Origin of the sequence: Ruminococcoides intestinihominis, assembly GCF_040096285.1 — a bacterium.
GTDB lineage: Bacteria > Bacillota > Clostridia > Oscillospirales > Acutalibacteraceae > Ruminococcoides > Ruminococcoides intestinihominis.
In genome coordinates this window covers 103369-114694 of sequence record NZ_JBBMEY010000001.1, presented here as the reverse complement: position 1 = coordinate 114694, position 11326 = coordinate 103369, and the positions used below count along the sequence as shown (strand labels likewise).

Below are 11326 nucleotides of genomic sequence, written 5' to 3'. Positions count from 1 at the left end.
ATATCCAGGGGGAATTAACAATGGCAAAAGATGCAATCGCAGTGCTAACTAGTGGTGGCGACGCACCAGGTATGAATGCTGCCGTAAGAGCAGTTGTTCGTTCAGGTATCAACAAAGGCTTTAATGTTCTTGGTATCAAGAGAGGTTACCGTGGACTTCTAAAGAAAGATTTTGTAGAAATGGATCTTCGTTCTGTTACAAATATTATTAGCTTAGGTGGTACAATTCTTTATACTGCTAGAAGTAAAGAGTTCCAGACTCCTGAAGGTATCCAACATGCTGCTCAAAACTGTATGGATATGGGCGTTAAAGGTGTTGTTGTTATCGGTGGTGATGGTTCATTTATGGGTGCTAGAGCTCTTTCAGATGCTGGTGTTCCTTGTATTGGTATCCCAGGTACTATAGATAATGATATTGCTTGTTCTGACTATACAGTAGGTTTCGATACTGCTATGAACACAGCAATGGAAATGGTTGATAAAATCCGTGATACTTCACAGTCACATGATAGATGTTCTGTTGTTGAAGTTATGGGTAGAAGATGTGGTGATATTGCACTTCAGACAGGTATTAGTTGTGGTGCTACTGCTATTCTAGTTCCTGAAGTTCCATACAACATTGAACAGGATGTTATCTCAAGAATTCTTGAAACAAGAAAGAACGGCAAACAACACTTTATCGTTGTTGTTGCTGAAGGTGTTGGTGGTTCTGTTGACCTAGCTAAGTATATCGAAAGAAGAACAGGCATTGAATCTCGTGCTACAATTCTTGGTCATGTTCAGCGTGGTGGTTCTCCAACACTTCGTGACAGAGTTGTTGCTTCAGAAATGGGTTACAAAGCAGTTGAACTTCTTGCAGAAGGTAAGTCAAAGAGAGTTGTTGCACTTAAGGACGGCAAGATTGTTGACTACGATATTACAGAAGCACTTAATATGGAAAGAGTATTTGATACTCACCTATATGAAATTGCAAAGACAATTTCAATGTAATCCGATTATTACTAAATGAAGGCACAGTTATTAACTGTGCCTTTACTTTAAGGAGCAAAGTTTATGTCCACATTTTATGAAGAAAATTTGATAATTTACGGAATGTCTTTTAATTCTTTCATTCCTTATAGTGTTAAGGATGATATTCTATCAAAGATTAGAAAGAACTTTTTTGAGCATAACAAGAGACAATCCGACAAAATTGTTCAGAATTTCAATGATTTTACAATTAAATATACATACAATCTTGAAAAGAATAAACCTATGAAGTGGGTTGTTCAGAAGAACAAAAAGACCATTGAAGAATCTGTTATTGTTTCTATCAATTCTTATGAAATAAGAACTTATAACGATGAAGGTAAGCAGGTTAGTTCTATTGAATTTTCTAATGACCATATTATCAAGACAGTTACTTTTGCTCTAGATAATGAAACAGTTGTTGTTTCTTGTGGTACAAATGGTGATGAACCTGTGCTTTATTATAGAGGTCAGTCCCTTAATGCAGACTTACATCTTCTTGAAATTAATGAAGATGATGAAGTACTTGAAATTTTAGCAGAACGCAATCCTTATATTACGGTTACAGCCCTAACAAATAGAGGTGTTGTGTATTTTGGTACTGATGAAGAAATCAGAAGTGTTAAAAGAGAAGTAGAAAGAGCAAAAACTATTATAGCTGATAGAAATGCTCCAAAGGTTTACAACACTCCTGAAGACAGAGAAACAGGATTTAATTTTAAAGACAATGACTTTAATCTAAAGAAAAATATGAACCAAACCTTTGATATTTCTAAGTCTGAGTATTTTGATTTTAATGAAGAAGACAACCCATCTGTATTTGATGATGTTGAAGATTCTTCATCATTAGATTTAGAAAATATTGCTTTAGATAATGAAGATACAGTTGAAGTAGAATCTATTTCAACTGAATATGATGATACTTCAGAAAACACAGTTGAACCGGAAGAAACTACAACTATCGAGGAAAATATTGAAGGCAACATTGAAATTAATGAGACAGTAGTTGATGAAGAAAAAGAAGAAGTTGAAACTTCCGAAAATACTGATGAATCAAGTGATATTGAAGAAAATTCTACCGATACTAATGATGAAAAGACAGAAGATATTACCGATGAAACTGATGTAGCAGAAGAAACCGAAAATACTGCTGTTGAAGAAAATCAAGTAGAAGAAAAGCCAACAGAACAACAAGAAACAGTGGAAGATAATTCTATTGATGATGATACTAAGGTTGCACCAAACTTTACTAATGAAGAAATCTTGCGTGAAGTTCTAAATGCAATGATGAATAGCAGTAAAGAAAATGAACCACCAAAGGTAGTTACAAGTGTTAACGAAACACCACAAGCAGAAAGATTTGACAAAAATGCCGATCTAATTATTAATAGTGGTAATGAAAAGTATTGTTACTACGGTGATATTAATGATGACTGTATGCGTGATGGTTATGGTAGAACTGAAATGTCAAATGGCAAAACTGCTTATGAAGGTAACTACAAAAACAATAAGCGAAATGGTTTTGGTTCATTCTATTATAAGAATGGTGGTCTTTGTTATACAGGTGAATGGAAAGACAATAAGCGTAATGGCTTTGGTGTAGGTGTTCGTTCATCTGATGGTTCATTCCATGCCGGTACTTGGAGTAACAATAAGCCTGAGGGTGTAGGTGCAAGATTTGATAAATATGGTAAATTATCATATATTGCAAACTTCAAAAACGGCAAAGAATCAGGACTTTGTGTTGAATACAGAGAAGATGGTGGTATCACTATCTTTAAATGGGTAAATGATGCTAAGAAAATTATTGAAACTATTTATCCATAAAACTAATAATTTAATTATTTTGTTGCACACTATTACCGTACCTTGTGGTACGGTAATTTTTTATGAGGTGATAAAATGAAAAAAATTATTATACCTGTGTTTATGGCAATTATTCTGGCATTTTCTCTTGTAGGTTGTGGTAACAAGGATAAGGGCAAAGTTGACTCAACTACTACATCCACAACTGAATCTACAACGGAAACTTCCACTTCCACAACAGAAATGACTTCAAGTACAGAAAACTCAACAAATAATAAAAACGGTAACAATGATAATGACGGTGTAATTGGTGAGGCAGGTAATGTTGTTCAAGATGCCGGAGATGCAGTAAAAGATGCAGCAGATGATGTTGAAGACGGTATCGAAGATGTTTCTTCACAGATGGACAGATAAATAATAGAAAACACGGTATGTATTTCTAATCAGTCAAACTAAGGGAAATACCAATACCGTGTTTCTTTTTTATACTACTTTTTTTAAATCGTTTCTAAGTCTTTTAATTATTTTTTTCTCAAGTCTGGAAATGTAAGATTGTGATATTCCCAACTCATCAGCAACCTGCTTTTGAGTAAATTCTTTCTTACTGTTTAATCCAAACCTCATTTCCATAATCAATTTTTCTCTGGAATTTAGTTTGTCAACTGCCTGTAGCAGTAACTTTTTCTCAAGTTCCTGTTCAATATCTTTGTTTACAATGTCAGCTTCACTACCAAGAATATCACATAGTAAAAGTTCATTACCGTCCCAATCGGTGTTGAGAGGTTCTTCAATAGAGACTTCATTTTTCATATTAGAAGTTTTTCTAAGATACATAAGTATTTCATTTTCAATACATCTACTTGCATATGTAGCTAATTTGATACTTCTTTCAGGAGAAAATGTGTTTACTGCCTTAATAAGTCCGATTGTACCGATAGAAATTAAGTCATCAATGGGTACACCGGAATTTTCAAACTTTTTTGCTATATAAACCACTAGCCTTAGGTTATGAACAATAAGTTTGTTTTTACTGCTTTCTTTTCCTTGAGAAATTTCATTATACAGATTTTGTTCTTCTTCTTTGGTTAAAGGTGGTGGCAAGGACTCATTACTGTTAATGTAAAAAACATCATTCTTGCAAAGTATTAACTTTACTTTATTTACTAATTGTCTAATCATAAAATCACTCACATATATTTTTATAGTTAAATATAGACTTCACTTCATTTTTAAATATGTTGTTTGTAATGCCAATATAAACTTGTTTTTCGATTTTAATATTGTCTATGTAAAGTTCATCAGGCAAAAATCCTTCTATCAATCCTTCACCTCCAAGTGAATTAAAAGGAATAATTCTAATTTTACCTTCAGGAACAATTATTGTATTTATCAATTCTTTTTCAACTAATATTGCTTCATTCCCACTAAATGGTTCTTTTATGTTGCAACAAGTATCATATTTTGAGAGAAAACTATATTTATTATCATTGAAAATAAAAGTTATTTTGTGTATTAAATCTTTTCTGTCAATCCTAATTTTCTCAATTATACTAAGTATAAAGTATGATATAGTAGTAAAAATAATTAACAATATAGGGGAGATATTGAAGTAAACTATATTGTTTTTCATCATAATAAAATCACTTTTAATAATTGATAACATAAAAAGTATTAGCCCACTAAATAAGCTTGTAATTAAGAAAAGTACAAAAGTTCTTTTACCAAATGTAATTTTATTTATGTAACCAAATGAAATAAGAATTGTTATTGAAATTATTGTTAGCTTTACGACAAAATTGAATAAGAAATTACCCCAAGGTAATAATATAGTTAAAGAAGAAATTCCACCGAATAGTGAACCAAGAATTATTCTGTATAATTTGTAATTAATTTTCAAAATTTTTGTAGTAATACTTAGTAAGAGGTAATCAATAATAATGTTAGAAAAAATTAATGTGTCAATATAAATAGTCATTATCTCACCCTAAAGTATTATCTCATAATCCTTAATATAAAATTGTCAAAGGGTAGGTGAACAATAATATGCTTTTAGGTTTTATTATAGGATTATTTGTAGGAGCATTAATAGGAATATTTTTAATGTGCCTGTTGCAATCTTCAAATCATAACAAAAGATAAAAAATCCGTACTCATTTGAGTACGGATTTCTTTCTGTAAAAATTAATTTAAAATTATGATAAGTTTCTTTCACCTTGGAATGTAAGGGCAAACATACCTTGACCAACATGAGAACCGATGATTGGTCCGACTTTAACAATTTTAACTTCCTTAACCAGTGGAGCAACCATTTCTTTTAGCTTTTCAGCTTTTTCAGGACATTCGGCATGTGCAATAAAAACTGTTTGTTCCTTTAGGTTTACACCATCTCTGTTAGCTCTGTCAATTAGAGTTGAATATGTTTTCATATTACCTCTGATTTTAGCAACTGCAATTAGCTTACCGTCATTGTCAACAGAGATAAGAGGCTTAATCTGTAATGCCTTACCGAAAGCTGCTGATAAAGCACCAATTCTGCCACCTTTTTTAAGCTGGTCTAAATCGTCAACAACAAACCAGTGACAAATTTTCATCTTTGTATTTTCAATATAGTCACATAGTTCTTTAAATGATGCACCCTCATTCATCTTAACACCGGCAAGATAAGCAAGATAGCCTTCACCAACAGAAGCTGAAAGTGAGTCAATTACACAAATCTTTCTTTCAGGATACTTTTCCTTCAATTCTTCAACTGCAATTTTGCAAGTGTTATATGTGCCACTCATACCGGAAGTAAAGCAAATATAAATAATATCCTTACCTTCCTTTAAGAACGGTTCAAAGCTATTTGCAAATGTATCGTATTGAACTTGAGCAGTTGTTACATTAGCACCATTTTTAAGTGCAGCATAAAAGTTGCTTAATGTCATTTCTCTTTCATCAAGATAATGAGAGTAGTTTTTGTTATCAACAGAAAATTGCATAGGGATAATTTCAATATTTTGTTTCTTAGCAATTTCATCAGTTAAATCACAAGTTGAATCACAAAATAATTTATAATCCATATTAACCTCCGGGTTATATTAATAAATTTATATACATATTAATAATAACAAAGGCAAATTAAAAAGTCAACGGAGGTTACTATGAATTGTAGTTTTTATGAACTTCGTCATAAGGAGGTGATTAATCGTTCAAATGGTTGTAGAATCGGTTATGTTGATGACCTAGAGATTGATACTTGTAATGCTACACTTTGTTCACTTATAATTTATGGAGGATTTAGGTGCTTTGGTTTGTTAGGCAGAAAGCAAGATTTTATCATTCCTTGGTCAAAAATCGGTCTAATAGGAGAGGATACTATCCTTGTAGATTGGAACATCCCTACACCACCACCTAAGAAAATGTTTGGGGGTTTTAAACGCAGAAGACAAAAATAGCCATTCATTTGGTAATGTTGCACACTAATTAACACAATATCTTGTGCAAAAATCCGTTGAAATACATATTCTAAAGTAATATAATAATTAGTGAAGGTTTTTTCTTCAAATTAAAAACTAAAGAGGAATTTTAATGAGTAAATCAATGAAAGTAAGATTATTGATTGTTTTTCTTGTTGTTGCTATAACTTTAACTCCACTGGCTATACTTTATCCAAGGGTTACTGCACTAACCGAAATTGCTTATGAGGACGAAAAAGGTTCTTTAAATAGTGATGAAAGTGACGAGTATGTTGGTATGGGTTATGGTAATGCCTTTGATATGTTTGGTGAAGCTGAAATTTCTTCAACTACTCATCAGGTAACTAAGCCAACTACTCAGTCATCAACAAAGCAATACCAAGTAGCTGTTAAGAAAAACCACAGAACTCCAATAGAAAAAGGTTCTGAAGAACAGATTAAAACAACAACTACTACAAGAGAGTACGAAACCGAAACTCTTGATTATTACCATGTAAAGAAGAATCAAGATGTTAAGGGTACTAAGTTGCGTACACTTTCCGAACCAAGTGAAAGCTCTAAGAAAAGACAACTTTCTGCCGGTTACTTAATTGCTATTAAAAATCCTGACCCTAATTATCAGTATGATGGTGTAAAAATCAAGATGACTGATAAAGACCTTGACATTGCAGGCAGACTTGTAATGGGTGAAGCCGGTTCAATGGGATTTTACGGTTGTTGCCTTGTAGCTCAGGCTATTAGAGATACATATGTAATGGGCAACTTTAAATCTATTGATTCTGTAAGAAGAGGTTACGGTTATGATGGCAGTATTAAGTACAAGCCAAATGATGCAGCAAGAAAAGCAGTTAAGTACATTCTAGAAGAAGGTCATTCAGCAGTTCAGCATAGAATTTTATATTTCTATAATCCTAGACTATGTGAAAGCAAATGGCATGAATCACAAGATTATTTGCTTACATATAAAGATGTAAGGTTCTTTGACAGATAATCAATACTTAAAATTACATAAAACTATAAAAAATCAAGTGTTTTTCTTACAAAAGCACTTGATTTTTTATTTTATTTATGATAAAATATCAATCGCATTACGCACGTGGGTGCTAATTGTCATGGTGGTAACTTAACTTCGGCAATTAAAATCAATAACACTCACGGAGGATTTAACCTAAGGAGGAAATTAAAAATGGCAGTAGTTTCAATGAAACAGCTATTAGAAGCTGGTGTACACTTTGGTCACCAGACAAGAAGATGGAACCCTAAAATGGCAGAATACATCTTCACAGAAAGAAACGGTATCTATATTATTGATTTACAGAAAACCGTTAAGAAACTTGACGAAGCTTATAACTTCGTAAAGGAAATCTCAACAGAAGGTAAGAGCGTTCTTTTCGTTGGTACAAAGAAACAGGCTCAGGAATCTGTTAAGGAAGAAGCTCTTCGTGCCGGTGCTTTCTATGTAAATGCTAGATGGCTTGGTGGTATGATGACTAACTTCACAACAATCAGAAGAAGAGTTGCTCGTCTAAAGCAGCTTCGTGCCATGGAAGAAGACGGTACATTTGATCTTCTACCAAAGAAGGAAGTTATCAAGCTAAACCTTGAAATTGAAAAGCTTGAAAAATTCCTAGGTGGTATTAAGGACATGGATGAACTTCCAGGTGCTCTATTTATCATCGACCCAAGAAAAGAAAGAATCGCAGTTGCAGAAGCAAAGAAGCTAAATATTCCTATCGTTGCTATTGTTGATACAAACTGTGACCCAGACGAAATCGACTATGTTATCCCTGGTAACGATGACGCTATCCGTGCAGTTAAGCTAATCGCCGGTGCAATGGCTGACGCTGTTATCGAAGGCAGAGAAGGTCAGATGGGTGCTGCTGAAGTTGTTGAAGAAGAAGCAGCTGAAGAAGAATAATTAATATTCTATATAATTACCACGAAAGGATGATATAAATGGCATCATTTACAGCAAAAGATGTTAAGGCTTTAAGAGAACAGACTGGCTGCGGTATGATGGACTGTAAAAAGGCATTAGTTGAAGCAGACGGCGATATGGAAAAAGCTGTTGACTTTTTAAGAGAACAGGGTCTTGCAAAGCAGGCTAAGAAGGCAAGCAGAGTTGCTGCTGAAGGTATGGCTTTTGCTATGACTACAGAAGATCACAAGAAGGGTGTTGTAATCGAAGTTAATGCTGAAACTGACTTCGTTGCAAAGAATGCTGATTTCCAGGCATTTGTAAATACTTGTGCTCAGACAGTTATTGATAATAATCCTGCTGATGTTGAAGCTTTACTAGCTTGCAACGCATCAGGTACAGACAAGACAGTTGCTGAACTACTTCAGGAAAAGGTTCTTGTTATCGGCGAAAACATTCAGATTCGTCGTTTCAAGCTAATGGAAGGTGCTTGTGTAGCTTATGTTCATGCCGGTGGCGTTATCGGTGTTCTTGTAAACTTCAAGACTGACCTAGCTGACAAGCCTGAATTCGTAACATATGGTAAGGATGTTGCAATGCAGATTGCTGCTCTTAACACACCATATCTAAAGGAATCAGATGTTCCTGCAGAAGTTCTAGAACATGAAAAAGAAATTATGAAGGCTGAAGTTGTTAACTCAGGTAAGCCTGAAGCAATTGCTGATAAGATTGTTATGGGTAAGATTGGCAAGTTCTATAAGGAAAACTGCCTACTAGACCAGGCTTTCGTTAAGGAAAACAAGATTTCTGTTCAGCAGTACACAAACAACACAGCTAAAGAACTTGGTGGTTCTATCGAAATTACTGAATTCGTTCGTTTTGAAAAGGGCGAAGGCATTGAAAAGCGTGAAGACGACTTTGCAGCTGAAGTTGCAGCAATGACTAAGTAATTTAATTTTTGCTTATATTTAAGGCTATCTCATACGAGGTAGCCTTTTTTGTTTATAATTTTTGTTAAAAATCATTAATAATTAACTTTACAATTTCCTTGGTTTAGTGTACAATTATAGTGTCTAAAAATATATATTATGGATAGGAGTGTAATTTCCATGGAAAAGAAATATAATCGAGTTCTTCTTAAATTATCCGGTGAATCTCTAGCCGGTGATGAAAAGAAAGGTATTAACTTTGACATAGTTGAAACTTTTTGTAAGTCAATCAAGAAGTGTGTAGATGCCGGTGTACAGGTAGCTATTGTTGTTGGTGGTGGTAACTTCTGGCGTGGCAGAAGTTCAGGCAAGATGGATAGAACAAGAGCAGACCATATGGGTATGTTAGCTACAACTATCAATGCTTTAGGTGTTGGGGACACACTTGAACAAGAAGGTGTTGATGTTAGAGTTATGACTGCAATTTCAATGCCACAGGTTGCTGAACCATACATTCGTAACCGTGCAGTTCGTCACCTTGAAAAGGGTAGAGTTGTAATCTTTGGTTGTGGTACAGGTAACCCATTCTTTAGTACAGATACTGCTGCTGCTCTTCGTGCAGTAGAAATTGATGCTGACATTATTATGAAAGCTACTATGGTTGATGGTGTTTATGATAGCGACCCTAAGAAAAATCCTAATGCTAAGAAGTATGATAAGGTTACATATGATGAAGTTCTTGCTAATAACCTAGCTGTTATGGATAGCACAGCTGCTTCACTATGTAAGGATAACGATATGCCTATATTAGTATTTAGTGTCAACGAACCTGACAATATTTTCAGAGCAGTATGTGGTGAAAATATTGGTACAATTTGTGAAAAGTAATTTGGAGGATATATAAATGCAAACAGTTATTAATGGTACAAAGGATAAAATGCAGAGAAGAGTTAACCACCTGGAAGAAGAATACAGTGGTATTCGTGCAGGTAGAGCAAACCCTGCAGTTCTTGATAAGGTAACAGTTGATTACTATGGCACACCAACACCTGTAAATCAGGTTGCTGCAGTTTCAATTGCAGAAGCTAGAACACTTGTTGTTCAGCCTTGGGATACTTCTTTGCTAAAGGATCTAGAAAGAGCAATTCAGATGTCTGATGTTGGTATTAACCCTCAGAATGACGGTAAGGTTCTAAGACTTAACTTCCCACCTCTAACAGAGGACAGAAGAAAAGAAATTGTTAAGGAAATCAGGGAAATGGCTGAAGAATCTAAGGTACAGGTTCGTAATGCAAGAAGAGAAGCTATTGATAAGATTAAGGCTCTTAAGAAGTCCGGTGACATTACAGAAGATGACCAGAAAAATGGTGAAAAGAAAGTTCAGGATATTACTGATAAATTCACTAAAGAAATAGATGCTATTTCTGAGAAAAAGCAAAAGGAAATTATGGCAATCTAATATGGCTTTATTTAGAAAAAAACAAGAATATTCAATAGACAACATTATTCTACCTGAACATGTTGGAATTATTATGGATGGAAACGGCAGATGGGCAAAGAAAAGAGGCTTACCTCGTAGTGCCGGACATTCTGCCGGTGCAAAGAACTTTAGAAAGATAATTCGTTATTGTAGTGATATTGGCATTAAGTACCTTACTATGTATGCCTTTTCAACAGAGAATTGGAAAAGACCTCAAGATGAAGTTGATGCTTTGATGAAACTGTTTAAACAGTACCTTGAAGAAGCATTGAGAGATTTCCAAGATGATGTTATTAAGCTAAAGTTCATTGGTGATATTAATGGCTTTTCTGAGGATTTACAAAAGCTAATGATTGATGCTGAAGAAGGTAGTAAAGACAGAGATGGTATGGTTCTTAACCTAGCTATGAACTACGGTGGTCGTGATGAACTGGTTATGGCTGCAAAGTCTATAGCAGAAAAGGTTAAGAATGGTGAACTTTCTGTTGATGACATAACAGAAGATACTATTTCAAATAATATCTATACTGCCGGTCAGCCTGATCCTGATTTAATCATTAGACCATCCGGAGAATATAGAACTTCCAACTTCCTATTGTGGCAATCTGCATATTCCGAATATGTAATTATGGATAAGTTGTGGCCTGATTTTAACTTTGATGATATGAATTACGCCTTAATTGAATATGCCAAGAGAAACCGTCGATTTGGTGGGGTTTAGGAGGATA

The 11326-nt window shown here is 34.2% G+C and carries 14 protein-coding genes; 11 read left to right on the top strand and 3 right to left on the bottom strand.

Features of this window, described 5'->3' with window-relative positions:
* Nucleotides 1-20 precede the first annotated feature (20 nt).
* The 3 genes from pfkA to WMO18_RS00580 all read left to right on the top strand — a co-directional run bounded on the left by pfkA (nucleotide 21) and on the right by WMO18_RS00580 (nucleotide 3227).
* The gene (gene pfkA / locus WMO18_RS00590; protein ID WP_211148099.1) at nucleotides 21-989 is read left to right on the top strand and encodes a 6-phosphofructokinase; all 969 of its coding nucleotides are present in this window, start codon (nucleotides 21-23) and stop codon (nucleotides 987-989) included.
* A 63-nt stretch (nucleotides 990-1052) separates the two neighbouring features.
* Nucleotides 1053-2834 (top strand): MORN repeat-containing protein, encoded by a 1782-nt coding sequence (locus WMO18_RS00585; RefSeq protein WP_329979858.1) that lies wholly within the window; start codon nucleotides 1053-1055, stop codon nucleotides 2832-2834.
* Nucleotides 2835-2909: 75 nt separating this feature from the next.
* Complete coding sequence (locus WMO18_RS00580) at nucleotides 2910-3227, top strand: hypothetical protein (RefSeq protein WP_022506150.1); 318 nt, start codon at nucleotides 2910-2912, stop codon at nucleotides 3225-3227.
* A 69-nt stretch (nucleotides 3228-3296) separates the two neighbouring features.
* Here WMO18_RS00580 and sigE read toward each other — a convergent pair whose 3' ends face one another.
* Nucleotides 3297-3992, bottom strand: coding sequence for an RNA polymerase sporulation sigma factor SigE (gene sigE, locus WMO18_RS00575; protein WP_211148097.1), 696 nt, complete (start codon nucleotides 3990-3992; stop codon nucleotides 3297-3299).
* Nucleotides 3993-3996: 4 nt separating this feature from the next.
* Entirely contained in the window at nucleotides 3997-4788 is a 792-nt protein-coding gene (locus tag WMO18_RS00570; RefSeq protein WP_022506152.1) for a sigma-E processing peptidase SpoIIGA, read from the bottom strand.
* Between the two features lie 68 nt (nucleotides 4789-4856).
* Between WMO18_RS00570 and WMO18_RS10940 the strand changes: the two genes are divergently transcribed.
* Complete coding sequence (locus WMO18_RS10940) at nucleotides 4857-4952, top strand: DUF3789 domain-containing protein (protein WP_138157869.1); 96 nt, start codon at nucleotides 4857-4859, stop codon at nucleotides 4950-4952.
* Between the two features lie 53 nt (nucleotides 4953-5005).
* Here the strand turns inward: WMO18_RS10940 and WMO18_RS00565 are convergent, their stop codons facing one another.
* The gene (locus WMO18_RS00565) at nucleotides 5006-5875 is read right to left on the bottom strand and encodes a DegV family protein (RefSeq protein ID WP_211147750.1); all 870 of its coding nucleotides are present in this window, start codon (nucleotides 5873-5875) and stop codon (nucleotides 5006-5008) included.
* Between the two features lie 81 nt (nucleotides 5876-5956).
* Between WMO18_RS00565 and WMO18_RS00560 the strand changes: the two genes are divergently transcribed.
* The 7 genes from WMO18_RS00560 (at nucleotide 5957) to uppS (ending at nucleotide 11319) form a co-directional block, all read left to right on the top strand.
* Nucleotides 5957-6250: a YlmC/YmxH family sporulation protein gene (locus WMO18_RS00560; protein ID WP_022506330.1), complete on the top strand. Its 294-nt coding sequence runs from the start codon at nucleotides 5957-5959 to the stop codon at nucleotides 6248-6250.
* A gap of 133 nt (nucleotides 6251-6383) precedes the next feature.
* Nucleotides 6384-7262 (top strand): hypothetical protein, encoded by an 879-nt coding sequence (locus WMO18_RS00555; RefSeq protein ID WP_211147751.1) that lies wholly within the window; start codon nucleotides 6384-6386, stop codon nucleotides 7260-7262.
* A gap of 195 nt (nucleotides 7263-7457) precedes the next feature.
* Nucleotides 7458-8189: a 30S ribosomal protein S2 gene (gene rpsB / locus WMO18_RS00550; RefSeq protein WP_022506328.1), complete on the top strand. Its 732-nt coding sequence runs from the start codon at nucleotides 7458-7460 to the stop codon at nucleotides 8187-8189.
* Between the two features lie 38 nt (nucleotides 8190-8227).
* Nucleotides 8228-9139, top strand: coding sequence for a translation elongation factor Ts (gene tsf, locus WMO18_RS00545; RefSeq protein ID WP_138157864.1), 912 nt, complete (start codon nucleotides 8228-8230; stop codon nucleotides 9137-9139).
* A 159-nt stretch (nucleotides 9140-9298) separates the two neighbouring features.
* Nucleotides 9299-10006 (top strand): UMP kinase, encoded by a 708-nt coding sequence (pyrH, locus tag WMO18_RS00540; protein ID WP_022506326.1) that lies wholly within the window; start codon nucleotides 9299-9301, stop codon nucleotides 10004-10006.
* A gap of 16 nt (nucleotides 10007-10022) precedes the next feature.
* On the top strand, nucleotides 10023-10577 hold the full coding sequence (gene frr / locus WMO18_RS00535) for a ribosome recycling factor (protein ID WP_211147752.1): 555 nt from the start codon (nucleotides 10023-10025) through the stop codon (nucleotides 10575-10577).
* Nucleotide 10578: 1 nt separating this feature from the next.
* Nucleotides 10579-11319, top strand: a complete 741-nt coding sequence (gene uppS, locus WMO18_RS00530; protein ID WP_211147753.1) for an undecaprenyl pyrophosphate synthase — start codon at nucleotides 10579-10581, stop codon at nucleotides 11317-11319.
* The last annotated feature ends 7 nt before the right edge of the window (nucleotides 11320-11326 follow it).

Excerpts from the sequence above, each read along its gene's own strand:
- pfkA (WP_211148099.1), top strand. The coding sequence starts at position 21 with ATGGCAAAAGATGCAATCGCAGTGCTAACTAGTGGTGGCGACGCACCA.
- WMO18_RS00585 (WP_329979858.1), top strand. The coding sequence starts at position 1,053 with ATGTCCACATTTTATGAAGAAAATTTGATAATTTACGGAATGTCTTTT.
- uppS (WP_211147753.1), top strand. The coding sequence starts at position 10,579 with ATGGCTTTATTTAGAAAAAAACAAGAATATTCAATAGACAACATTATT.
- pyrH (WP_022506326.1), top strand. The coding sequence starts at position 9,299 with ATGGAAAAGAAATATAATCGAGTTCTTCTTAAATTATCCGGTGAATCT.
- WMO18_RS00555 (WP_211147751.1), top strand. The coding sequence starts at position 6,384 with ATGAGTAAATCAATGAAAGTAAGATTATTGATTGTTTTTCTTGTTGTT.
- WMO18_RS00560 (WP_022506330.1), top strand. The coding sequence starts at position 5,957 with ATGAATTGTAGTTTTTATGAACTTCGTCATAAGGAGGTGATTAATCGT.
- rpsB (WP_022506328.1), top strand. The coding sequence starts at position 7,458 with ATGGCAGTAGTTTCAATGAAACAGCTATTAGAAGCTGGTGTACACTTT.
- WMO18_RS00580 (WP_022506150.1), top strand. The coding sequence starts at position 2,910 with ATGAAAAAAATTATTATACCTGTGTTTATGGCAATTATTCTGGCATTT.
- WMO18_RS00565 (WP_211147750.1), bottom strand. The coding sequence starts at position 5,875 with ATGGATTATAAATTATTTTGTGATTCAACTTGTGATTTAACTGATGAA.
- tsf (WP_138157864.1), top strand. The coding sequence starts at position 8,228 with ATGGCATCATTTACAGCAAAAGATGTTAAGGCTTTAAGAGAACAGACT.
- frr (WP_211147752.1), top strand. The coding sequence starts at position 10,023 with ATGCAAACAGTTATTAATGGTACAAAGGATAAAATGCAGAGAAGAGTT.
- WMO18_RS00570 (WP_022506152.1), bottom strand. The coding sequence starts at position 4,788 with ATGACTATTTATATTGACACATTAATTTTTTCTAACATTATTATTGAT.
- sigE (WP_211148097.1), bottom strand. The coding sequence starts at position 3,992 with ATGATTAGACAATTAGTAAATAAAGTAAAGTTAATACTTTGCAAGAAT.
- WMO18_RS10940 (WP_138157869.1), top strand. The coding sequence starts at position 4,857 with ATGCTTTTAGGTTTTATTATAGGATTATTTGTAGGAGCATTAATAGGA.